Annotated in this window: 21 protein-coding genes; 17 read left to right on the plus strand and 4 right to left on the minus strand. The window is 66.6% G+C overall.

Features of this window, described 5'->3' with window-relative positions; all coding sequences use genetic code 11:
* Positions 1-6: 6 nt before the first annotated feature.
* Entirely contained in the window at positions 7-675 is a 669-nt protein-coding gene (gene lptC, locus AABQ55_RS04355; RefSeq protein ID WP_272804224.1) for an LPS export ABC transporter periplasmic protein LptC, read from the minus strand.
* Between the two features lie 212 nt (positions 676-887).
* Here lptC and sppA point away from each other — a divergent pair, with 212 nt between their 5' ends.
* From sppA to AABQ55_RS04370, 3 genes are read left to right on the plus strand one after another with little or no spacing between them, the layout of a single operon-like run.
* Positions 888-1,838, plus strand: coding sequence for a signal peptide peptidase SppA (sppA, locus tag AABQ55_RS04360; protein WP_272804225.1), 951 nt, complete (start codon positions 888-890; stop codon positions 1,836-1,838).
* 9 nt (positions 1,839-1,847) lie between these two features.
* Positions 1,848-2,165 carry an integration host factor subunit beta gene (locus AABQ55_RS04365; RefSeq protein ID WP_160858077.1) on the plus strand — a complete coding sequence of 106 codons (318 nt, stop codon included), beginning with the start codon at positions 1,848-1,850 and terminating at the stop codon, positions 2,163-2,165.
* 44 nt (positions 2,166-2,209) lie between these two features.
* A complete protein-coding gene (locus tag AABQ55_RS04370; RefSeq protein WP_064328625.1) occupies positions 2,210-2,554 on the plus strand; it encodes a LapA family protein in 345 nt (114 codons plus the stop codon).
* A gap of 16 nt (positions 2,555-2,570) precedes the next feature.
* Here the strand turns inward: AABQ55_RS04370 and AABQ55_RS04375 are convergent, their stop codons facing one another.
* Complete coding sequence (locus AABQ55_RS04375; RefSeq protein WP_064328626.1) at positions 2,571-3,020, minus strand: SRPBCC family protein; 450 nt, start codon at positions 3,018-3,020, stop codon at positions 2,571-2,573.
* 82 nt (positions 3,021-3,102) lie between these two features.
* Between AABQ55_RS04375 and AABQ55_RS04380 the strand changes: the two genes are divergently transcribed.
* From AABQ55_RS04380 to AABQ55_RS04400, 5 genes are all read left to right on the plus strand, one after another.
* Positions 3,103-4,221 (plus strand): class I SAM-dependent rRNA methyltransferase, encoded by a 1,119-nt coding sequence (locus tag AABQ55_RS04380; RefSeq protein ID WP_443021080.1) that lies wholly within the window; start codon positions 3,103-3,105, stop codon positions 4,219-4,221.
* Entirely contained in the window at positions 4,218-5,072 is an 855-nt protein-coding gene (locus AABQ55_RS04385; RefSeq protein ID WP_272804226.1) for a TrmH family RNA methyltransferase, read from the plus strand. Before AABQ55_RS04380 ends, AABQ55_RS04385 begins: the two co-directional genes overlap by 4 nt.
* The gene (gene lspA / locus AABQ55_RS04390; RefSeq protein WP_272804227.1) at positions 5,069-5,560 is read left to right on the plus strand and encodes a signal peptidase II; all 492 of its coding nucleotides are present in this window, start codon (positions 5,069-5,071) and stop codon (positions 5,558-5,560) included. The genes AABQ55_RS04385 and lspA overlap by 4 nt, the downstream gene beginning before the upstream one ends.
* Positions 5,561-5,616: 56 nt before the next feature.
* A complete protein-coding gene (locus AABQ55_RS04395; RefSeq protein WP_272804228.1) occupies positions 5,617-7,911 on the plus strand; it encodes a hybrid sensor histidine kinase/response regulator in 2,295 nt (764 codons plus the stop codon).
* 145 nt (positions 7,912-8,056) lie between these two features.
* The gene (locus AABQ55_RS04400; RefSeq protein WP_244767616.1) at positions 8,057-8,896 is read left to right on the plus strand and encodes a GNAT family N-acetyltransferase; all 840 of its coding nucleotides are present in this window, start codon (positions 8,057-8,059) and stop codon (positions 8,894-8,896) included.
* A 136-nt stretch (positions 8,897-9,032) separates the two neighbouring features.
* Here the strand turns inward: AABQ55_RS04400 and AABQ55_RS04405 are convergent, their stop codons facing one another.
* On the minus strand, positions 9,033-11,318 hold the full coding sequence (locus tag AABQ55_RS04405) for an NADP-dependent malic enzyme (protein ID WP_244767249.1): 2,286 nt from the start codon (positions 11,316-11,318) through the stop codon (positions 9,033-9,035).
* A gap of 114 nt (positions 11,319-11,432) precedes the next feature.
* Here AABQ55_RS04405 and mutS point away from each other — a divergent pair, with 114 nt between their 5' ends.
* The 3 genes from mutS to murJ all read left to right on the plus strand — a co-directional run bounded on the left by mutS (position 11,433) and on the right by murJ (position 18,699).
* Positions 11,433-14,171: a DNA mismatch repair protein MutS gene (gene mutS / locus AABQ55_RS04410; RefSeq protein ID WP_272804229.1), complete on the plus strand. Its 2,739-nt coding sequence runs from the start codon at positions 11,433-11,435 to the stop codon at positions 14,169-14,171.
* A 95-nt stretch (positions 14,172-14,266) separates the two neighbouring features.
* A complete protein-coding gene (locus tag AABQ55_RS04415) occupies positions 14,267-17,110 on the plus strand; it encodes a [protein-PII] uridylyltransferase (protein ID WP_272807387.1) in 2,844 nt (947 codons plus the stop codon).
* Complete coding sequence (murJ, locus tag AABQ55_RS04420) at positions 17,107-18,699, plus strand: murein biosynthesis integral membrane protein MurJ (protein ID WP_272804230.1); 1,593 nt, start codon at positions 17,107-17,109, stop codon at positions 18,697-18,699. The genes AABQ55_RS04415 and murJ overlap by 4 nt, the downstream gene beginning before the upstream one ends.
* A gap of 6 nt (positions 18,700-18,705) precedes the next feature.
* Here the strand turns inward: murJ and AABQ55_RS04425 are convergent, their stop codons facing one another.
* The gene (locus AABQ55_RS04425; RefSeq protein WP_272804231.1) at positions 18,706-19,179 is read right to left on the minus strand and encodes a YcbK family protein; all 474 of its coding nucleotides are present in this window, start codon (positions 19,177-19,179) and stop codon (positions 18,706-18,708) included.
* Positions 19,180-19,411: 232 nt separating this feature from the next.
* Between AABQ55_RS04425 and trpS the strand changes: the two genes are divergently transcribed.
* From trpS to AABQ55_RS04455, 6 genes are all read left to right on the plus strand, one after another.
* Positions 19,412-20,479 (plus strand): tryptophan--tRNA ligase, encoded by a 1,068-nt coding sequence (gene trpS / locus AABQ55_RS04430; RefSeq protein ID WP_272804232.1) that lies wholly within the window; start codon positions 19,412-19,414, stop codon positions 20,477-20,479.
* Positions 20,480-20,571: 92 nt separating this feature from the next.
* On the plus strand, positions 20,572-21,063 hold the full coding sequence (locus AABQ55_RS04435; RefSeq protein WP_244767254.1) for a universal stress protein: 492 nt from the start codon (positions 20,572-20,574) through the stop codon (positions 21,061-21,063).
* A gap of 99 nt (positions 21,064-21,162) precedes the next feature.
* Positions 21,163-21,732, plus strand: coding sequence for a NifU family protein (locus AABQ55_RS04440; RefSeq protein ID WP_244767255.1), 570 nt, complete (start codon positions 21,163-21,165; stop codon positions 21,730-21,732).
* 30 nt (positions 21,733-21,762) lie between these two features.
* Positions 21,763-22,410 (plus strand): tRNA (adenosine(37)-N6)-threonylcarbamoyltransferase complex dimerization subunit type 1 TsaB, encoded by a 648-nt coding sequence (gene tsaB, locus AABQ55_RS04445; protein WP_272804233.1) that lies wholly within the window; start codon positions 21,763-21,765, stop codon positions 22,408-22,410.
* Between the two features lie 4 nt (positions 22,411-22,414).
* Entirely contained in the window at positions 22,415-22,909 is a 495-nt protein-coding gene (locus AABQ55_RS04450) for a GNAT family N-acetyltransferase (protein ID WP_272804234.1), read from the plus strand.
* A gap of 39 nt (positions 22,910-22,948) precedes the next feature.
* Positions 22,949-23,374 (plus strand): Fur family transcriptional regulator, encoded by a 426-nt coding sequence (locus AABQ55_RS04455; protein WP_244767258.1) that lies wholly within the window; start codon positions 22,949-22,951, stop codon positions 23,372-23,374.
* Positions 23,375-23,595: the final 221 nt, after the last annotated feature.

Here is a 23,595-nt window from a genome sequence, read left to right on the forward strand (position 1 = left end):
GCGCTCTTACTTTTCTCGGTTGCGGATGGCGGCAGGATCGACATCGACGACGACCTTGCCTTCGAAGACGACGACCCGGCCTTTATCCGTCATTCTCAGCGACTGCGCAACAATGGATGCTTCGCGCGAGCGGATGGAAACCGGCTCCTGTGTCGACATGTTGCCGCCGTCGATATCCAGATGGGCCGAACGGAAGGCGGCTTCAAGGCCGGTGTTGAGGCTGATGGTGAAGGGGGCGATCATGTCGAGCAGGTTCTTGCCGCGATCGTAGACGCCGGTCGCGGCGACCACTTCCGCGATCGTGGTCTCGTTGACCGGCATCTTCGCCGTGATGTTCTCCAGCGTGATGACGTCGGGCTGCTTCATGTCCTGCAGCGCGCGCTCGGCCTTCATGGAATAGCTGATGCCGTCGTCGTTGCGGCCGGAAATCGCCGGATTGCGCATGACGATCTTGCCGTCCTCGATGGTGGCGCTTTCCACCTGCAGGTTGGACGGGACATAGGTGCGCACGATCGACACGATGGCGAAGACAAGGCCGATGACGATGGCCGCGACGGGCAGGGCGACCTTCAGCACGCGCACACGGGCGGAATGCCGCGCCGCGAGGCGGTAAGCCTCGGCGGAAGCGCCTACGCCCTGTGCACCCGACGGTGCTTCTGTCACGGTGTCCAGCATTGTGCCTGCTATATTAAAGTGCCGAATGGCGTTCGCTGCGAAACGGCGGGCCACTGCGGATAACGGGCCCCATATGGCGATTATTCCTCAACAAACAATGTCTGCCCAGGAAAGTTCAGCGACGAATTGCCATTTGCCTCTGGAATGCCATATCGATAGGGCCTTCGGCAAGCCACCTTGCAAGCGGTGGCCACCAGAGTTGAGGACAGGGAATGGATCACGCCGCCATCGCCGACCGCCGGCAACTACGCCGCAAGCTCACCTTCTGGCGGATCGCCGCCATCGGGATCGTGCTCCTCGCCGTCTTCGCCGCGGCCGCCTTGCGCTGGCCGGGCAGCGGGGCACGCGACCATATCGCCCGCGTGGACATCAGCGGCATCATCCGGGACGATACCGAACTCCTGGAGCGCCTCGACCGAATCGCCCGCAACGACCGGGCCAAGGCGCTGGTCGTGACGATCTCCTCGCCCGGCGGCACCACCTATGGCGGCGAGGTGATCTTCAAGGCGCTGCGCAAGGTGGCGGAAAAGAAGCCCGTCGTCTCGGACGTGCGCACGCTCGCCGCCTCCGCGGGCTACATGATCGCAACGGCCGGCGACACGATCGTCGCGGGCGAAAGCTCGATCACCGGTTCCATCGGCGTGCTCTTCCAGTATCCGCAGATGAAGGAGCTGATGGACAAGATCGGCGTCTCGCTGGAGGAGATCAAGTCCGCGCCGCTGAAGGCCGAGCCCTCGCCGTTCCATCCGGCAAGCGAGGAGGCCAAGACGATGATCCGCGCCATGGTGATGGACAGCTACGACTGGTTCGTCGACCTCGTCGTCGAGCGCCGCAAGCTGCCGCGCGCCGAGGTGCTGCGCCTTGCCGACGGCAGCATCTTCACCGGCCGCCAGGCGCTCGCCGCCAGGCTCGTCGACCGGCTCGGCGGTCCGCAGGAGATCCGCGCCTATCTCGACGAGCGCAAGGTGCCGGCCGACCTTCCCTTCGTCGATTACCGGCCGGCGAACCGCTCCGGTTTCTTCTTCATGGGCGCCAGCCTGCGCGAGTTCGCTCGCTCCATCTTCGACCTGCCGCTCGACCTTCAACCGACGATCGAAAAGCTGACCGGCGAAAAGTTGTTTCTTGACGGTCTGGTCTCGGTTTGGCAGGTTGATCGCGATTGAAAAACAAGAATTTTTGAGGGGGATACAGTGATCAAGTCGGAACTGGTTCAGATTGTCGCCGCGCGCAATCCCCACCTTTACCACCGCGACGTCGAGAACATCGTCAACGCGGTGCTCGATGAGATCACCGATGCGCTGGCCGGCGGAAACCGGGTGGAGCTGCGCGGCTTCGGCGCCTTCTCCGTCAAGAACCGCCCCTCCCGCTCGGGGCGTAACCCGCGCACGGGCGATGCGGTCTTCGTCGAGGAGAAGTGGGTTCCCTTCTTCAAGACCGGCAAGGAGCTGCGCGAGCGGCTGAACCCCGGCCAGGCCGACCAGGACGACTAAAGCGCGGGCGCCCGAACGGCGCCTTGCGCCAGAAAGGCGACGCCATGATCAAGAGAGTAGTCAACATCCTCGTGCTCATCCCGATCGGCATCGTGCTGATCGTGCTGTCGGTGGCGAACCGGCAGCCGGTGACGCTGGCGCTCAACCCGTTCCGACCGGAAGACAGCGTGCTTTCCGTCACCGCGCCCTTCTTCGTCTATCTCTTCCTCGCGGTGATCCTCGGCCTGGTGATCGGCTCGCTCGCCACCTGGTTCACCCAGGGCAAGTACCGCAAGCGCGCCCGCATCGAGGCGAGCGAGGCCGTCAAGTGGCACAGCGAGGCGGAAAAGCACAAGACACGCGCCGAGGCCATCGCCTCGCAGGCGGTGCTGCCGGCTTCCGGCAAGTAGGCGCGCGCCGCGCGCCTCAGGCCGTGCCCCCGTTCAGCTTTGCGCCGAGATCGGCGAAGAACTGCGTCGCGAGCTTCTTCGAGGTCGAATCGATGAGGCGCGAGCCGAGCTGGGCGAGCTTGCCGCCGATCTGCGCCTTGACGTCGTAGGAAAGGATCGTGCCGTCGCCATCCTCGGTGAGCCGCACGTCCGCGCCGCCCTTGGCAAAGCCGGCGATGCCGCCCTTGCCCTCGCCGGAGATCGTGTAGCTCTCGGGCGGGTTGAGGTTCGACAGCGTCACCTCGCCGCTGAAATTCGCGGAGACGGGGCCGATCTTGATCTTCACCGTCGCTTCCAGCTCGTTCGGCGATTTCATGGTGAGCGACTGACAGCCCGGGATGCAGGCCTTCAGCACGTCCGGATCGTTGAGCGCCGCCCAGACGGCCTCGCGCGGAGCGGCAATGCGTTCTTCGCCGGACATGTCCATGATCGATCCTCCCTTATCGGACCAAAACTATCGCAATCGGAAAGCCCTTTGCCAAGTGGGGGAGGGATGGTATGGGGACCGCTTGTTTTCCGGCGTTGCCGGTGAGAATTCAACCGACGACGGACGATCGATCGTGAAGGACAGACACCGCCGGCCGAAGAGCGGCCCCGCCGCGCCCGTCAAGGCGCGCGCCGAGAGGGCCCCGGCCGCAAGGGCCCCAGCCCCGCCGAAGAAGGAGCCGCGCCCGGCGCCCGAGGTGCCTGCGCGCGCCCTGACGCGCCGCGAAGGCGAGAAACCGGCCGAGCGCGTGCCGGTCATCCTCGAAACCGCGGGCTCCGACCAGTACCGCCTGATCGACAGCGGCGCCGGCGAGAAGCTCGAACAATACGGCCCCTACCGCATCGTGCGGCCGGAAGCGCAGGCGCTCTGGCAGCGCAGCCGTCCCGGCATCTGGGACAAGGCCGACGCGCTCTTCACCGGCGACACGGACGAGGACGGCATGGGACGCTGGAAATTCCCCAGGGCCGCGCTGGGCGAGACCTGGCCGATGCAGCTGCTCGGCGTCGATTTCCACGGCCGCTTCACCGCCTTCCGCCATGTCGGCGTCTTTCCGGAGCAGCTCGCCCACTGGCGCTGGATGAAGGAGAAGGTCGAGACGGCGGGCCGGCCCGTCAAGGTACTGAACCTCTTCGGCTATACCGGCGTCGCCTCGCTGGTCGCGGCCAGCGCCGGCGCGGAGGTCACCCATGTCGACGCCTCCAAGAAGGCGATCGGCTGGGCGCGCGAGAACCAGGCGCTCGGCCGCATGGAAAAGCTGCCGATCCGCTGGATCTGCGAGGATGCGATGAAGTTCATCCAGCGCGAGGAGCGCCGCGGCAGCACCTACGACATCATCCTGACGGACCCGCCGAAATTCGGCCGTGGCCCGAACGGCGAGGTCTGGCACCTCTTCGACCACCTGCCGCTGATGCTGGATGTCTGCCGCGAGATCCTGTCGCCCAGGGCGATCGGCCTCGTGCTGACGGCCTATTCGATCCGCGCGAGCTTCTATTCCATCCACGAACTGATGCGCGAGACCATGCGCGGTGCCGGCGGCACGGTGGAATCGGGCGAGCTCGTCATCCGCGAGAGCGGCCCCGACGGCAGGGATGCCGGCCGTGCGCTCTCCACCTCCCTCTTCAGCCGATGGGTCAGCGCATGAGCCACGATCATTCCGCAACGCGCCGCGTCGGTCAGGTGAAGGAGGTGACGAGCCTTTCCAACCCGATCGTCAAGGACATCAAGGCGCTGTCCGACAAGAAGCACCGCGACGAGACCAGGAGCTTCATGGCGGAAGGCCTGAAGCTGGTCATCGACGCGCTGGAACTCGGCTTCGAGATCCGGACGCTGGTCTATGCCAAGAACGTCAAGGAGAAGCCCCAGGTCGTGCAATGCGCGACGAAGACGGTGGCGCGCGGCGGGCTGGTGCTGGAGGTCAGCGAGAAGGTGCTGTCCTCGATCACAAGGCGCGACAATCCGCAGATGGTCGTCGGCATCTTCACCCAGCGCTGGACGCCTCTCCGCGACCTGAGGCCGAAGACCGGCGAGACCTATGTCGCGCTCGACCGCGTGCGCGATCCCGGCAATCTCGGCACGATCATCCGCACGGCGGATGCCGCGGGCGCGGGCGGCGTCATCCTCGTCGGCGAGGCGACCGATCCGTTCTCGATGGAGACCGTGCGCGCCACCATGGGCTCGGTCTTCGCCATGCCGCTGGTCAAGACGAACGTCGCCGACTTCCTCGCCTGGAAGAAGACGGCGGGCGTCGAGGTCGTCGCGACCCACCTTGCCGGCGCCGTCGACTACCGCACCATCGACTACAGGAAGAAACCCGTCGTGCTGCTGATGGGCAACGAGCAGTCCGGCCTGCCGGACGAGCTTGCCCGGGCGGCGGATGCGCTTGCCCGCATCCCCCAGGCCGGCCGCGCCGATTCGCTCAATCTCGCCATCGCCACCGGCGTCATGCTCTTCGAGGCCCGCCGTCACCTCCTGACGCTGGAAGCCCGCGCATGAGCGAACGCATTCCGCTGATGTCCCGGCCAGTGCCCGTCATCGTCGTCATCCTTCTGGCGCTCGCCGTCGACCAGGCGATAAAATTCGCCGTCGAGATGTGGCTTCCCTTCCAGGAGGCGGTGCATGTGATGCCGATGCTGGCGCTCTACCGCACCTACAATTACGGCGTCGCCTTCTCCATGCTCTCGGGCATGGAGAGCTGGTTCATCATCACGCTTCGGCTCTTCGTCGTCGGCTTCGTCGTGTGGCTCTGGCGCCAGACGCCGAAGGCGCGCGACTTCGCCCATGCCGGTTATGCCTTCATCATCGCCGGCGCCTTCGGCAACATCATCGACAAGGTCCTCCTGGGCTACGTCATCGACTACGTGCTCTTCTACACGGATACCTGGTCCTTCGCGGTGTTCAACCTCGCCGACACGTTCATCACCATCGGCGCCGGACTGGTCATCCTCGACGAACTCCTCCTGCTGCGCCGGCGCAATCGTTAAAATTCGAACGACTTGCTGAAGCCGATTTGAACGGTCCGCGTGCTATGCGGGCGTTCATGAGCGAACCCGTCAAGCTACAAGACCGGCTCAAGGCCGAATTTGCCGAAGCGCCGCGCCGCGCCGCCCGCACCCGTGGGCAGGAAGAGGCGGCGGCCGATCCGCAGGCCGTCGAGGTGGAGGCGGCCGCGCCCGTGCCCGAGCCGGAGGGCCAAGCAACTGTCCGCAGCGTGATCGCCGGCACCGGCCTGCTGTTCGGCGCGCTCGTGCTGGCAACGGGTTTTGCCGCCGGCTTCTACATCGCGGCCGTCGTGCTCGGCCTTGCCGGCATGGCCGGCGGGGTCTTCCTCCTGCGTGCGCGTCGCCCGGCATCCGGTGTCGAGGCGACGCATGACCGCTCCTGGGAGCGCAGCGAGACCTCGGAAATCCTCTCCGCCATCCATGACGTGCTCGGCGACATCGTCGTCATGCGCGCGCTCGACGGCCGCATTCTCAGCGCCAATGCCGTTCTCACCGACCTGACGGGCGCAACCGACGTCGTCGGCCGGACCTGCGAGGCGCTCGGCCTTACCTTCCGCTCGCAGGCGATCGCCCATCGCTACGACGTCGATGTCGATGGCCCGGCAGGCAAGCGCATCTATTCCTGGCACGACGTCACCGTGCGCGATCCCGCCTCCGGCGATCTCGTCGTGCATTCCATCGCCCGCGACGTCACCGAGGAGCGCCGCGCCGAGGGCGAGCGCGAGCGCGCCCGCCAGCGCGCCGAGGAGGCGAGCGCGGCGAAATCCCGCCTGCTCGCCACCGTCAGCCACGAGATCCGCACGCCGCTCTCGGGCATTCTCGGCATGTCGCATCTCATCGGCCAGACGCGGCTGACCGCCGAGCAGAAGAACTACCTTGCCGGCATGCGCCAGTCCGGCCATGCGCTCGTCCAGCTCGTCGACGACCTCCTGGACTTCTCCACCATCGAGGCCGGCCGCTTCCAGCTCCGCCCCTCGGAGGAGCCGGTGCGCCCGATGCTGGAAAGCGTCGTGGAAATGCTCTCGCACCGCGCCCATGAAAAGGGCATCGAGATCGGCTCCTTCGTTTCTCCGGACGTGCCGGGCCTTCTCCTCTACGATGCGCCGCGCCTGCGCCAGGTGCTCTACAACGTGGTCGGCAATGCGGTGAAGTTCACCCATACGGGCGGCGTCCTTCTGGAAACCACGCTCGATCGCGGCGCCGTCGTCATCCGCGTCACCGACACCGGCCCCGGCATGAATGCCGAGGAGCAGGCCCGCATCTTCCAGGAGTTCGAGCAGACGGGAAGCGCCGCGCAGCGCAGCGGCGGCACCGGCCTCGGCCTTGCCATCTCCGCCCGCATCCTCAGCGAGGCCGGCGGTGCGCTGACGCTGGAAAGCACGCCCGGCAAGGGCAGCACCTTCACCATCCGCATGCCGGTCGATCGCCCGCACAAGGCCGCGGGCACCGGCGGTGCGCGCAAGGGCGTCTTGAAGGGCAGCCTGGTCTTTCTTCTGGCGCCGGCCGGCCCGGCCTCCAGGGCGCTGGTACGCACCATCGATGCGCTCGGCGGCACCTGCCATCTGGCAACGGGGCTCGACGAGGCGCTCGACCTTGCCCAGGGCCTTGCCGGCAAGCGGGCCGAACTGACCGACATCATCGTCGACAACCGCCTTGCCGGCGTCTTCCGCCGGGAGCTGGCCGATCTTGCGATGTTCCGCGACAGCCGTGCGCGCCGCATCTATCTCGTCAATCCGGAAGAGCGCAGCGGCCGCGCGATCGGCAATGGCGAGGGCTACGATTCCTGGCTCATCCGGCCGCTGCGCGAACGTTCGCTGGTCGAGGTGCTGCGGGGCCGCATGAAGGGCATCGAGGTGCGCGATGCGATCAACGACAACCGCCCGATCCTGAAGGACCTGCCGCCCGCCACCGCCGAGCCGGCGGAGACAGCCGCGACGGGCGCGCGCATCCTCCTTGCCGAGGACGATCCGGTCAATGCCATGCTGGTGCGCTCCGTGCTGGAACGAGCCGGCCACACGGTGCGCCATGTGCCGGACTATCCGGCGCTCGTCTCCGCGCTTGCGGGCGCGACGGATGCCGGCCCCTTTGCCGCCGATCTCGTCCTCACCGATCTCGGCATGCCGGGCGGCGAGGGCAGGGAGATGATCGCCCGCATCGTGCGGCGCGATTATGGCAATGCCCGCCTGCCGGTCGTCGTGCTGACGGCGGACAGTCGTGCGGGGCTGCGCGAGGAGCTTCTGGCGACCGGTGCCGACGCCGTGCTGGCCAAGCCCGCCGATCCCGTTCAGCTGATTGCGGAAATCGCCCGCCTTGCCCGGCGCGCGCAGGCCTGATCTTCTCCGGCCGGTGGCTTTTCGCTATCCAAGCCGGCCTTGCGTCATTATCCTGTTGCAGAATCGTGGTTAAAACCGCGAAGTTTCGTTTGACGGGTACACTGCCATGACGCTCGACCTCGCCCAGACCATCGCACCGGCGGAGATGCTCCAGAAGACGGCCCCGGCCGCGGGCCGCTCGGGTACGGACGTGCTCGGCCGCATCGGCAATCTCGAAACGCGCATCGCCCGTTCGGTGACGGAGATCGACGCGGCCCAGGCCGTGCGCTACCGCGTCTTCGCCGAGGAGATGCAGGCGCAGCTTTCGCCCGACGCCATCCGCCGCAAGCGCGATATCGACGCCTGGGACATGGTCTGCGACCATCTCCTCGTGCTCGACACCTCGATCGAGGGCGATGCGGAGGAGCAGATCGTCGGCACTTACCGCCTGCTGCGCCAGGATGTCGCCGCGGTCTCCGGCGGCTTCTATTCCCAGTCGGAATTCGACGTGGAGGCGCTGGTTGCGCGCCATCCGGAAAAGCGCTTCATGGAACTCGGCCGCTCCTGCGTGTTGCCGGCCTACCGCACCAAGCGCACCGTGGAGCTGCTCTGGCAGGGCAACTGGGCCTATTCGCTGAAGCACGGCATCGACGTGATGTTCGGCTGCGCCTCCTTCCACGGCATCGTGCCGGAGGAGCACGCGCTGGCGCTCTCCTTCCTGCACCACAACGTGCTGGCGAAGGACGAGTGGAGCGTTTCGGCCCGGCCGGAACTCTTCCGCACCATGGACCTGATGCCCGCGGAAGGCATCGACACGCGCAAGGCGCTTTCGGCGCTGCCGCCGCTCATCAAGGGCTACCTGCGCCTCGGCGCGACAGTCGGCAACGGTGCCGTCGTCGATCACGGCTTCAACACGACGGATGTCCTGATCGTGCTGCCGATCGGCAAGATCTCCGGCCGCTATCTCAATTACTACGGCGCGGATGCCGGGCGTTTCGCCAGCTGAACAGTTTCATTGAAGGTCAGTATAGTCTGATTTGCCGCCCGTTCCCGACCTCCGGGACGGGCGGCTTTTTGCTTCGTGGGATTCGCGGAAGCAAGCGACAGTCCTGCGGCCATGGCCGCGGGACTGTCCCGGCAGGTCAGACGCCGGAATTGTAGGCGGCCAGCGTCGCCATGTTGACGATGTCGCTGTCCTTCGCGCCCATCGAGACGATCTGCACCGACTTGTCGAGGCCGACGAGCAGCGGGCCGATCACCGTCGAGCCGCCGAGTTCCTGCAGCATCTTCGTCGAGATCGACGCCGAATGGAACGCCGGCATGACGAGCACGTTGCCGGGGGCGGAAAGGCGGCAGAACGGATATTGCTCCATGATGCGCGGGTTGAGCGCCACGTCGGCCGCCATCTCGCCGTCATATTCGAAATCGACGCGGCGGCGGTCGAGGATCTTCACGGCTTCGCGCACCCGCTCCGAACGCTCGCCCGAGGGATGGCCGAAGGTGGAGTAGGCGAGCATGGCGACGCGCGGCTCGTAGCCGAGGCGGCGGGCAAGGCCGGCCGCTTCTTCCGCGATGTCGGCCAGCTCCTCCGAGGAGGGCATGTCGTGCACGGCGGTGTCGGCGACGAGCACGGCGCGGCCGCGGCAGAGCGCCAGCGACGCGCCGATGACCCGGTGGCCGGGCTTGGCGTCGATGCAGCGGCGCACGTCTTCCAGCGCGGTGGAATAGTTGCGGGTGAGGCCCGTCACCATGCCGTCGGCATCGCCGAGCGCCACCATGCAGGCCGCGAAGTGGTTGCGGTCGTTGTGGATCAGGCGCTGGGCGTCGCGGTAGAGGAAGCCCTTCCGCTGCAGGCGGGCATAGAGGTAGTCGATATAGACGTTGTTGCGCTTGGAGATGCGGGCGTTGAGCAGCTCGATGCCGGGCCGGTCGAGGTCGATGCCGGCGCGTTCCGCCGTCTCGCGGATATGCTCCTCGCGGCCGAGCAGGATGGCGGTGCCGAGCTGCTGGTTGGCATAGGACACGGCGGCGCGCATCATCTGCTCTTCCTCGCCCTCGGCGAAGACGACGCGCTTCGGCTGGCGTCGCACGCGGGCATAGATCTGCTGGAGCGTCGAGGCGATCGGGTCGCGTCGGGCGCGCAGGTCGCGTGCATAGGCGTCGAGGTCGGGGATGTTCTTGCGCGCGACGCCGGTCTCCATTGCGGCCTTGGCGACGGCGACGGGGATGGCCGAGATGAGGCGCGGGTCGAAGGGAACGGGGATGATGTACTGCGCGCCGAAGCGCGGGCGCACGCCCTGGTAGGCCGCGGCAACGTCGTCCGGCACGTCTTCCTTGGCAAGATGGGCGAGCGCCTCGGCCGCCGCGATCTTCATCGCATCGTTGATGGTGGAGGCGCGCACGTCGAGCGCGCCGCGGAAGATATAGGGGAAGCCGAGGACGTTGTTGACCTGGTTCGGATAGTCCGAGCGGCCGGTGGCGACGATGGCGTCATCCCGGATGCGGGCGACCTCTTCCGGCGTGATCTCCGGGTCGGGATTGGCCATGGCGAAGATGATCGGCCGCGGCGCCATGGAGCGGATCATCTCCTCCGAAAGCGCGCCCTTGGCCGAAAGGCCGAAGACGACGTCGGCGCCGTCCATGGCCTCGGCGAGCGTGCGGCGGTCGGTCTTGACCGCATGGGCCGACTTCCACTGGTTCATGCCGTCTTCGCGGCCCTGGTAGATAACGCCCTTGGTGTCGCAGAGGATGACGTTCTCCGGCGCGAAGCCCATCGACTTGATGAGCTCGATGCAGGCGATGGCCGCGGCGCCCGCGCCGTTGCAGACGAGCTTGGTCGTCTTGAAGTCGCGGCCGGTCAGCGCCAGCGCGTTGATCAGGCCGGCGGCGGCGATGATGGCGGTGCCGTGCTGGTCGTCGTGGAAGACCGGGATGTCCATCAGTTCGCGCAGGCGCTGCTCGATGATGAAGCAGTCGGGCGCTTTGATGTCTTCCAGGTTGATGCCGCCGAAGGAGGGACCGAGATAGCGCACGCAGTTGATGAACTCGTCGACATTTTCGGTGTCGACCTCGAGGTCGATGGAATCGACGTCGGCAAAGCGCTTGAAGAGCACCGACTTGCCTTCCATCACCGGCTTGGAGGCGAGCGCGCCGAGATTGCCGAGGCCGAGGATGGCCGTGCCGTTCGAGATGACGGCGACCATGTTGCCGCGCGTCGTGTAGTCATAGGCGGTCGCCGGATCGGCGGCGATGGCCTTCACCGGCACCGCGACGCCCGGCGAATAGGCGAGCGAAAGGTCGCGCTGCGTCGCCATCGGCTTGGTCGGCGTGATCTCCAGCTTTCCGGGGCGCCCGGACGCGTGGAAATCCAGTGCTTCCGTGTCGGTGACGGTTGCCCTCTGGCGATCGGATTTGTCGGTTCCCGGCATGCTTCCCCCTTCACACTCCTGTGGGCGATAGGCCCATAACTCCTCGCAGGTGTTGTTTTCTATAGCGCCCCGTGGCTAGGGTGACACCTCTTTTTTAGGAAGAACTGACTCTCCGTGAACGATCAGATCGTGCGTCCGAACGATATCCTGTCGACGGCAGACCTTGCCAGTGACGAAAGCCGCGCATCGGCAACGCCGATGATGGAGCAGTATATCGAAATCAAGGCGGCCAATCCGGACAGCATGCTGTTCTACCGCATGGGCGATTTCTACGAGCTGTTCTTCCAGGACGCCGTGGACGCCGCCCGCGCGCTCGGCATCACGCTGACGAAGCGCGGCCAGCATATGGGCCTCGACATCCCGATGTGTGGCGTGCCGGTCCATGCCGCCGACGACTATCTGCAGAGGCTGATCGCGCTCGGCTTCCGCGTCGCGGTCTGCGAGCAGGTCGAGGATCCGGCGGAGGCGAAGAAGCGCGGCTCGAAATCCGTCGTGCGGCGCGACGTGGTGCGCCTCGTCACGCCGGGCACGCTAACCGAGGAGAAGCTGCTCTCGCCCTCCGACGCCAACTACCTGATGGCCGTCGCGCGCATCCGCGGCGGGGCGGAACCATCGATGGCGCTCGCCTGGATCGACATTTCGACCGGCATCTTCCGTCTGTCGGAAACCAGCCAGGGCCAGCTTCTCGCCGATATCCTGCGTATCGAGCCGCGCGAACTGATCGTGCCGGACACGGTGTTCTACGACCCGGAGTTCCGCCCGGTGCTCGACGTGCTCGGGCGCGTCGCCGTGCCGCAGCCGGCCGTGCTCTTCGACAGCGCGACGGCGGAGGGCCGCATCGCCCGCTATTTCGGCGTCTCGACGCTGGATGGCTTCGGCACCTTCTCCCGCGCCGAACTTGCCGCCGCCTCGGCGGCCGTCGCCTATGTGGAAAAGACGCAGATCGCCGAGCGCCCGCCGCTCGGCCGGCCGGAGCGGGAAAGTTCCGCCTCCACGCTCTTCATCGATCCGGCGACGCGCGCCAATCTCGAACTGGTGCGCACGCTCTCCGGCGAGCGCTCCGGCACGCTCCTGAAGGCGATCGACCGCACGGCGACGAGCGGCGGGGCGCGGCTGCTCGCCGAGCGGCTGATGTCGCCGCTGACCGATCCGGACACGATCAACGCGCGGCTCGATTCGATCGCCGCCCTTGGCGACCGGCCGTCCTTCTGCGAGGACCTGCGCGCGGTGCTGAAGCGTCTGCCCGACATGCCACGCGCCCTGTCGCGCATCGCGCTCGGTCGGGGTGGGCCGCGTGATCTCGGCGCGATCCTGCAGGGCCTTACGATTTCCGGCGACGTCGCCCGGCTGATGGCCGGCGAGAGGCTGGAGGGCGAGCTTGCCGAGGCCGCGCAGGCCATCGGCGCACTGCCGCTCGACCTTTCGCATCGCCTTGCCGTCATGCTCGCCGACGAACTGCCGCTCTTGAAGCGCGACGGCGGCTTCATCCGCGAGGGCGCGGATGGCGAACTCGACGAGATGCGGGCGCTGCGCGACCAGTCGCGCCGTGTCATTGCCGGGCTCCAGTTGCAATATGCCGAGGAAACGGGCGTCAAGTCGCTGAAGATCAAGCACAACAACGTGCTCGGCTACTTCATCGAGGTTTCCGCCGGCAATGCCGCGGCGCTGACGGAGGGCGACGAGGCAAAGGCGCGCTTCATCCACCGCCAGACCATGGCCGGCGCCATGCGTTTCACCACGACGGTGCTTTCCGAGCTGGAAACCAAGATCGCCAATGCCGCCGACCGGGCGCTCGCCATCGAGCTTGCCGCCTTCAACGGCCTGGTCGATGCCGTCGTCGCCGAGGCCGAGGCCATCAAGGCGGCGGCGCGGGCGCTTGCCGTCATCGATGTCTCCGCCGGGCTTGCGGCGCTTGCCGAGGAGCAGGCCTATTGCCGGCCCGTCGTCGACCGCTCCACCATGTTCGCCATCGTCGGCGGGCGGCATCCGGTCGTCGAGCAGGCATTGCGCCGCCAGCAGTCCGCCGCCTTCGTCGCCAATTCCTGCGACCTCTCGCCGAAGGACGGCAAGGGTCACGGCGCGATCTGGCTGCTCACCGGCCCGAACATGGGCGGTAAGTCGACCTTCCTGCGCCAGAACGCGCTCATCGCCATCCTCGCCCAGATGGGATCCTACGTGCCGGCCGAAAGCGCCCATATCGGCATCGTCGACCGGCTCTTCTCGCGCGTCGGCGCGTCGGACGACCTTGCCCGCGGCCGCTCGACCTTCATGGTGGAAATGGTCGAGACGGCGGCAATCCTCAACCAGGCGACCGACCGTTCCCTCGTCATCCTCGACGAGATCGGCCGCGGCACCGCGACCTTCGACGGTCTTTCGATCGCCTGGGCCGCCGTCGAGCACCTGCACGAGGCCAACCGCTGCCGCGGTCTCTTCGCCACGCATTTCCACGAGCTGACCGTGCTGTCGGAAAAGCTCGACCGTCTTTCCAACGCCACAATGCGCGTCAAGGAATGGGACGGCGACGTGATCTTCCTGCACGAGGTCGGCCCGGGTGCGGCGGACCGCTCCTACGGCATCCAGGTGGCGCGCCTTGCCGGCTTGCCGCCGTCGGTGGTCTCGCGCGCCAAGGATGTGCTGGCCAAGCTCGAGGATGCGGACCGCAAGAATCCGGCAAGCCAGCTCATCGATGATCTGCCGCTGTTCCAGGTGGCGGTGCGCCGCGAGGAGATCCAGCGCGGATCCGCCCCGTCGAAGGTGGAGACGCTGGTGAAGGCGCTCAACCCGGACGACATGACGCCGCGCGAGGCGCTCGATGCCCTCTATGCGCTGAAGAAAGAACTTGGCAATCGCTAGCGCCTGGGATCATTGTCCTCGCCTGCGGAAAGGGTCTATAGCGCATGCGAACCGAACGGGCGATCGACGAGAAGCGGGACGCAAGCCGGCATCCGATGGAAAAGAAACTCCTGGCGCCGGCCGATTCCGGCCTGATCGACGTGCCCGCGCTGCGCGCCAGATGCGAATTCATCGCCAGCACCAATGCCGACTATCGCGACCGCATGCGCCGCGAGCTGCTGGCCGAGTTCAAGAAGGTGAACGCCGCGGGCCGCGAGCGGGCACGCGAACTGCTCTTCGCCGATGGCAGCGGCCTGCAATGCGCCGCGCGCATTTCCTGGCTGCAGGACCAGCTGATCGCCGTCCTGCACGACTTTGCGCTCAACCACGTCTTCAGCGCCGGCCAGGCGCCGCCCGCCGCCCGCATCACGGTGACGGCCGTCGGCGGCTATGGCCGCGGCACGCTGGCGCCGGGCTCGGATATCGACCTGCTCTTCCTCCTGCCGGTAAAACCCGCCGCCTGGAGCGAGCCGGCCATCGAGTTCATGCTCTACATCCTGTGGGATCTTGGCTTCAAGGTCGGCCATGCGACGCGCAACCTGGAGGAATGCATCCAGCTTTCCAAGGGCGACATGACGATCCGCACCGCGATCCTGGAGGCGCGCTACATCTGTGGCTCGGTGGCGCTGTTCGAGGATCTTGCCCTCCGCTTCGACCGAGAGATCATCCGCGGCACCGGCCCCGAATTCATCGCGGCGAAACTCGCCGAGCGCGACGAGCGCCACCGCAAGGCCGGCGACACGCGCTACCTCGTCGAGCCGAACGTCAAGGAAGGCAAGGGCGGGCTTCGCGACCTGCACACGCTGTTCTGGATCGCCAAGTATTTCTACCACATCCGCGACCCCGCCGACCTGGTGAAGCTCGGCGTCCTGTCGCGCCAGGAATACAAGCTCTTCCAGAAGGCGGACGATTTCCTCTGGGCGGTGCGTTGCCACATGCACTTCCTGACGGGCAAGGCGGAGGAACGGCTCTCCTTCGACATCCAGCGCGAGATCGCCGAATGCCTCGGCTACCAGCCGCATCCCGGCCTTTCGGCGGTCGAGCGCTTCATGAAGCACTATTTCCTCGTCGCCAAGGACGTCGGAGACCTCACCCGCATCTTCTGCGCCACGCTGGAGGACCAGCAGGCCAAGGAAGCGCCCGGCCTCACCGCCGTCATCAGCCGCTTTACCCGCCGCACGCGCAAGATCGCCGGCACGCTGGATTTCCTGGAAGACCGCGGCCGCATCACCATCGCCGATCCCGACGTTTTCAAGCGCGATCCCGTCAACCTGATCCGGCTCTTCCACATCGCCGACATCAACGGGCTGGAATTCCATCCCGACGCGCTGAAGCAGGTCACGCGCTCGCTGAAGCTCGTCAATGCGGCGCTGCGCGAGAACGAGGAGGCGAACCGCCTCTTCCTGTCGATCCTCACCTCGCCGCGCGATCCCGCGCTCATCCTGCGCCGCATGAACGAGGCGGGGGTGCTCGGCCGGTTCATTCCGGATTTCGGCAAGATCGTCGCGATGATGCAGTTCAACATGTATCATCACTATACGGTCGACGAGCATCTGATCCGCGCCGTCGGCGTGCTGGCGGATATCGACCAGGGGCGCGAGAAGGATGCCCATCCGCTGAGCTACCAGCTGATGCCCGGTATCGAGGATCGCATTTCGCTCTATGTCGCCGTGCTGCTGCACGACATCGCCAAGGGCCGGCCGGAGGACCATTCGGAGGCGGGCGCCAGGGTCGCGCGCAAACTCTGCCCGCGCTTCGGGCTCTCGCCGAAGCAGACGGAGCTTGTCGTCTGGCTGATCGAGGAGCACCTGACCATGTCGATGGTCGCGCAGACCCGCGACCTCAACGACCGCAAGACCATCGTCGACTTCGCCGAGAAGGTGCAGTCGCTGGAGCGGCTGAAGATGCTGCTGGTGCTGACGGTCTGCGATATCCGCGCCGTCGGCCCGGGCGTGTGGAACGGCTGGAAGGGCCAGCTCCTGCGCACGCTCTATTACGAGACCGAACTCCTGATCTCCGGCGGCTTTTCCGAACTGTCGCGCAAGGAGCGCGCCCAGGCCGCGCGGGAAATCCTCTCCGGTGCGCTTCCCGCCGACTGGAGTCAGAAGGACCGCAAGACCTATACGCGGCTGCACTATGATCCCTACCTGCTGACGGTCTCGCTAGAGGACCAGGTGCGCCACGCGGCCTTCATCCGCGAGGCGGACAAGGCAGGCCAGCCGCTGGCGACGATGGTGCGCACCCATTCCTTCCACGCCATTACCGAGATCACCGTGCTTTCGCCCGACCATCCGCGCCTCCTGACGGTGATCGCCGGGGCCTGTGCGGCGGCGGGCGCCAACATCGTCGATGCGCAGATCTTCACCACCTCTGACGGCCGCGCGCTCGACACGATCCTCGTCAACCGCGAGTTCCCGAACGATGCCGACGAGATGCGCCGGGCGGGCACGATCGGCCGGATGATCGAGGACGTGCTCTCCGGCCGCAAGCGCCTGCCGGAGGTGATCGCCACCCGGACGAAGAGCCGCAAGCGCAACCGCACCTTCACCGTCTCGCCTGCCGTGACGATCTCCAACACGCTGTCGAACAAGTTCACGGTGATCGAGATCGAGTGCCTCGACCGCCCCGGCCTCCTGTCCGAGGTGACGGCGGTGCTGTCGGATCTCTCGCTCGACATCGCCTCGGCGCATATCACCACCTTCGGCGAGAAGGTCATCGACACCTTCTACGTCACCGACCTCGTCGGCCAGAAGGTCACCAACGACAACCGGCAGGCCAACATCGCCGCGCGGCTGAAGGCCGTCATGGCGGACGAGGCGGACGAGCTGCGCGACCGCATGCCGCCCGGCATGATCGCGCCCGTTGCCGCCACGTCGAAGAGGATCAGGACGGAACAATGAGTCTGGTGAAAAAATTCGCGACCGTGGGCGGCGCGACGCTGGGCAGCCGCGTGCTCGGCTTCGCGCGCGAAACGCTGATGGCCGCAGCCCTCGGCACCGGACCGATGGCCGACGCCTTCTACGCCGCCTTTCGCTTCCCCAACCTCTTCCGCCGCCTCTTCGCCGAGGGCGCCTTCAACGCCGCCTTCGTGCCGCTCTTCGCGAAAGAGATCGAGGCCGGCGGCATCGACGGGGCGAAGCGCTTTTCCGAGGAGGTCTTCGGCGTCCTCTTCACCGTGCTCCTGATGCTGACCATCGCGATGGAGCTCCTGATGCCGCTCATCGTCGCCTGGATCATCGCGCCGGGCTTCGTGGGGGACGCGGAGAAGTTCGACGTTACGGTGAAGCTCGCCGTCGTCATGTTCCCCTATCTCATGTGCATGTCGCTGACGGCGATGCTGTCGGGCATGCTGAATTCGCTGCATCACTATTTCGCCGCTGCCGTCGCGCCCGTCTTCCTCAATGTTGTGCTGATCGGCGCGCTCGGCTACGGGCTCTGGCAGGGTGCCTCGCCGCTGGAGACGGCCTGGTATCTTTCCTGGGGCGTGCTCGCCGCCGGCCTCCTGCAGATGGCCGTGCTCTATGCGGGCGTGCGCCATGCCGGCATGAAGATCGGCTTTCGCCGGCCGCGCATGACGCCGAACGTCAAGCGCCTGCTCTGGCTCGCGCTGCCGGCGGCGGTGACGGGCGGCATCACCCAGATCAACCAGATCATCGGCCAGATGATCGCCTCCACCAAGGACGGCGCGATCGCCGCCCTGCAATATGCCGACCGCGTCTACCAGCTCCCCCTCGGCGTCGTCGGCATCGCCGTCGGCGTCGTGCTGCTGCCGGAACTCGCCCGCGCGCTGAAGGGCGGGCAGGAGCGGGAGGCCGGCAACCTGCAGAACCGCTCGATGGAATTCGTGCTCTTCCTGACCCTGCCCGCCGCCGGCGCGCTCTGGGTCATCTCCGACGAGATCGTGCGCGTGCTCTACGAGCGCGGCGCCTTCAGCCCGGAAACGACGTCCGTCGTCGCCGGCACGCTTGCCATCTACGGGCTCGGCCTGCCGGGCTTCGTGATGATCAAGGCGCTGAACCCAGGCTTCTTCGCCCGCGAGGATACCAAGACGCCGATGCGCATCACGCTGCTGTCGGTCGTCGTCAACTGCATCCTCGCCGTCTCGCTCTTCCCGCTGTTCCACGAGCGCGGCATCGCCACGGCCGAAGCCGTTTCCGGCTGGCTGACGGCGCTGCTGTTGTTCGTGACGCTGGTGCGGCGTGGCCATTGGCCGCTGGAAAAGGCGCTGCTCTGGCGCGTCGCCCGCCTGCTGGCCGCGACGGTCATCATGGCCGTGGCGCTCGACTACGCCTCCGGCTATTTCGCCGATCGCCTTGCATCCACCGCGCCGCTCTACGAGCAGCTCGTGGCGCTCGGCCTGCTGATCGCCCTTGCCATGCTGGTCTATTTCTCCGTTGCCTTCCTCATCGGCGGTGCCGATCTCGGCATGATCCGGCGCAACCTCAAGCGCAAGAGCAAGGCCGCGCCGAGCGAGGAAAGCGCCGAATAGGCCGCCTCACCGCGTCGCGAGCCGGGCGCGCCTTGCAAGGCGCGCCAGCCCGCCGCAATGATGCCAGTTGCGCCTCGGCCCCACATCGACATGCACGATGCCGTTGCAATAGGTGCCGACGCCGCCGATGGCCGGCGCGGACCTTGCTGCGGCGACGATCCGCTTCACCGGCACGCCCTGCACGCGGATATCGGCAGCGAGGCATTTTCGATGCAGCGATCCCCTCCGGCCGGCGGAGCGGTGGCCGGATGTGACGAGCGGCCGTCGCCCGACCTGCCGGGCGATATGGAGAAGGATTGCCCGCAGCTTGCCGGGGAAACATCGGTGCCGCACGCGCGGCGTCTGCACGGTATAGATCTTCGCCGCGCCCTTCTCGATTCTTGCGGCATGCTTGTGCCGTCCGCTCGCCATGGCTTCGCTCGCGAAGAACGACGTCAGCGCGATCATGCAGGCAAGCACGGTCGAACAGCTCTTTCGCATGGCACACGCCCTCCGGTCTGCGCCTTTGCGTCGAAACGAGGCCTGTCGAAATCCGACGGTCCCTGCCCCGCCCGGAGATAAGAACCGGAAAGTGTCATTTATGAGGAGTTTCTGATGAGACGTGGCAACCGGGCGGCGCTGCTGCGGTCTTGATCGCCGCCCCCGCGCCGTGCATAAGCGGCGCCACGACAACAACGGAACCAGGCCTTCCACCCGCCTGAAGGATATCGCCATGAGCGCATTCAAGCCCCTCGTCTTCTCCGGCGTGCAGCCGACCGGCAACCTCCATCTCGGCAACTATCTCGGCGCGATCCGCAAGTTCGTCGCCCTGCAGGCCGACAACGACTGCATCTACTGCGTCGTCGACCTGCACGCGATCACCGCGCAGCTCGTGCACGAGGACATGCGCGGCCAGATTCGCTCGATCGCCGCGGCCTTCATTGCCGCCGGCATCGACCCGAAGAAGCACATCGTCTTCAACCAGTCGGCGGTGCCGCAGCATGCCGAGCTTGCCTGGATCTTCAACTGCGTGGCGCGCATCGGCTGGATGGAGCGTATGACCCAGTTCAAGGACAAGACCGGCGGCAAGAATGCCGAACAGGTCTCGCTGGGGCTGCTGGCCTATCCGAGCCTGATGGCCGCCGACATCCTCGTCTACCGCGCCACCCATGTGCCGGTCGGCGACGACCAGAAGCAGCACCTGGAGCTGACCCGCGACATCGCGCAGAAGTTCAACATCGATTTCGGCAGCCACATCCGTAAGGCCGGCACCGGCGTCGACATCGTCGTCGGCGAGGAGCCGGTGCATGCCTATTTCCCGATGGTCGAGCCGCTGATCGGCGGCCCGGCACCGCGCGTCATGAGCCTGCGCGACGGCACCAAGAAGATGTCGAAGTCGGATGCCTCCGACCTTTCGCGCATCAACCTCACGGACGATGCCGACACGATCTCCAAGAAGATCCGCAAGGCCAAGACCGATCCGGATGCCTTGCCGGGCGAAGTCGAGGGCCTGAAGGGCCGCCCGGAGGCGGAGAACCTCGTCGGCATCTATGCCGCGCTCTCCGACAAGTCCAAGGCGGAAATCCTCGCCGAGTTCGGCGGCCAGCAGTTCTCCGTCTTCAAGCCGGCGCTCATCGACCTCGCCGTCAACGTCCTCTCGCCCATCACCGACGAGATGCGCCGCCTGATGGACGACACGAGCCATATCGACGCCATCCTGCGCGATGGCGGCGAAAGGGCGCGGGCGCGGGCCGAAAAAACCATGAAGGAAGTTCGCGACATCATCGGTTTTGTGCAGTAAGGTCGCCTCGAAACGTCCCGGCGCAAATCCCGGCAGAAGTGTGCAGCGGTTTGCGTGCGGAATTGCGCAGCACCTGGAGATGATGAGGCCGTATGGTTTCTCGACGACTTTCCCGCCTTGAAGGCCACCGCCGGAAATTCCTGGCGGTCATCGACGACACGCCGGAATGCCAGCGCGCCGTCCACTATGCGGGAATGCGGGCGAAGAACTCCAATGGCGGCGTCGTCCTGCTCTACGTGATCGCCAATGGCGATTTCCAGCAATGGCTGGGCGTCGAGGAGATCATGCGGGCCGAAGCGCGCGAGGAAGCGGAGGCCGTGCTGGCGAAGGCGGCGCAGGCCTTGCGCGAATCGGTCGGCATCGAGCCGGAAACGGTGATCCGCGAGGGCGTCGCCAGCGAAGAGATCAACGGGCTGATCGAGGAGGACCGGGACGTCGCGATCCTCGTGCTGGCGGCCGGTTCCGCCAAGGAGGGGCCGGGGCCGCTCGTCTCCTCGCTTGCCAGCCGCGGCCAGGCCTTTCCGATTCCGGTGACGGTCATTCCGGATTCGCTGTCCGACGAGGAACTGGACGCGCTGAGCTGATCTCCAGTCTTGAAGAAAGGCGCGGAAACGCCTATCTTCTTTTGAATTATTCTAAATATTCTGGCCGATCGGCGAGCGCCCGGCCGCACGGAGAGAAAGATGTTCATCCAGACCGAAGCGACGCCGAACCCGGCGACCCTGAAATTCCTGCCGGGCAAGGTGGTTCTGGAAACCGGTACGGCAGAGTTCCGCGACGAGACGGAAGCGCGCGCGGCTTCGCCCCTGGCGGCCCGCCTGTTCGCCGTCCCCGGCGTCACGGGCGTGTTCCTCGGCTATGATTTCATCACCGTCACCAAGGACGGCGCCGACTGGCAGCACATGAAGCCGGCGATCCTCGGCAACATCATGGAACACTTCATGTCCGGCCAGCCGGTCATGGCGAGCGGCGCGCTCGGCGGCAACGAGACCGACGAGGGCGAATTCTTCGACGAGGGCGACGAGACGATCGTCGCCACCATCAAGGAACTGCTCGACAGCCGCGTGCGCCCGGCCGTGGCCCAGGACGGCGGCGACATCACCTTCAAGGGGTTCCGCGACGGCGTCGTCTATCTCAACATGAAGGGTGCCTGCTCGGGTTGCCCGTCCTCAACGGCGACGCTGAAGCACGGCGTGCAGAACCTCCTTCGCCATTTCGTACCGGAAGTGCAGGAAGTTGAAGCCGTCATGTAAGGCCTGCCCCGCAATGCCCCGGTGCCCGGCATGATCGTGCTTGCGATCGATACGGCCGGCACGGGTTGCCATGCGGCGCTCTATGACCCCGACGAGGACAGGATTCTCGGCGCCGCCGGCGCCGATATCGGCCGTGGCCATGCCGAGCGGCTGATGGAATTCGTCGATGCGGCGTTCGATGCCGCCGGCCTCACGCTCAAGGATATCGATCGGATCGCCGTCACCATCGGCCCCGGCTCCTTCACCGGCATCCGCGTCGGCGTCGCGGCGGCGCGTGGCCTTGCGCTGGCGCTCGGCATTCCGGCCGTCGGTGTCTCCACTTTGTCGGCTCTGGCCGCGGACCGCCGGGCCGCCACACCGCTGCTGGTCGCGATGGATGCCAAGCGGGACGAGGTCTACTGGCAGCGCTTCGCCGCCGATGGCAGCGCGCTGTCGGCGCCCGCGATCGCTGCCCTGGACGCGGCGCGAACGCTCGCGGCGGGGCATGACGGGGCGATCGCCGGCTCGGCGGCCGCGCTCCTGCGTGATGGCGCGCCGCAGGGCGGCGACGGCGTTTCCATCGCCACCGTCGCGCGCCTCGGTGCCCGCCTCGACCCGGCGGACCATCCGCCCAAGCCGCTCTATCTGCGCGGTCCCGATGCCAAGCCGCAGGCGGGTTTCGCGATCAAGAGGGCATGACGGCATGTCCCTGACCGACTATTTCACCCGCAAGCCGGCCTTCGACATCTTCCCGCTGGAAACCGCCGATGCCGGCATTGCGGCGGCCCTGCATCGCGCGCGTTTCCCCCAGCCGTGGAACGACGGCGAGTTCCATTCGCTGCTGCTGCAGGAGCCGGTCTACGGCTTCCTTGCGCTGCGGGAGGGCGCGCACGGCCGCACGGCCGGCGGCTTCGTGCTGGCCCGGGCCACGGCCGGGGAGGCGGAGATCCTGACGATCGGCGTCGACGAGCGGTTTTCTCGCGCGGGCCTCGGCTGGCGGCTGATGCAGGCGGCACTGCGCGAGGCCAAGATGCGCGGCGCCGAAGACATTTTCCTGGAGGTCGACGAGGGCAATGTCGCTGCTCGCGGGCTCTATGCCAAGCTCGGCTTTGTGAAGGTCGGCGAGCGCAAGGCCTATTATGTCGCCGCCGACGGCCACAGGTCCACGGCGCTTGTCTTGCGGCGCGATCTTCGTTAGTCCCCTATCGGGAGGCTGAACGGAAGAGGGCTGGATCGCATGTCGGATGTCGAGAAATCGCTGGAAGAGCTTTGTGTCGAGCGCGGCATGCGCATGACCGAGCAGCGCCGCGTGATCGCGCGCGTGCTGGAGGCCTCGGCCGATCACCCGGACGTGGAGGAGCTCTATCGCCGCTCGTCGGCCGTCGATTCGCGCATTTCCATCTCCACCGTCTACCGCACGGTCAAGCTCTTCGAGGATGCCGGCATCATCGAGCGCCACGATTTCCGCGACGGCCGCTCGCGCTACGAGACCGTGCCGGACGAGCACCACGACCACCTGATCGACCTGAAGAGCGGCGAGGTCATCGAGTTCCACTCGCCCGAGATCGAGGCCCTGCAGGAGCGCATCGCGCGCGAGCACGGCTTCAAGCTGGTCGACCACCGCCTCGAACTCTACGGCATTCCGCTCAAGGAGGGCGAGTGAGGCGGCCCATGACCGTTCGCTTCAGGCTGCTGCATCCGGTACCGCGGCACCCCCCTCTGCCCTGCCGGGCATCCCCCCCTCAAGGGGGGAGATCGACAAGACGCGAAAACCTCGTTCAATCAGCACCGCTGGAGAGGGGGGAGACGATTCCCCATCCAATCTCCCCCCTTGAGGGGGAGATGCCCTGCCGGGCAGAGGGGGGAAGCCACCTTTCATCAAGG

The sequence above is a fragment of the Shinella sp. WSD5-1 genome, from assembly GCF_963942435.1.
Classification (GTDB): Bacteria; Pseudomonadota; Alphaproteobacteria; order Rhizobiales; family Rhizobiaceae; genus Shinella; species Shinella yambaruensis.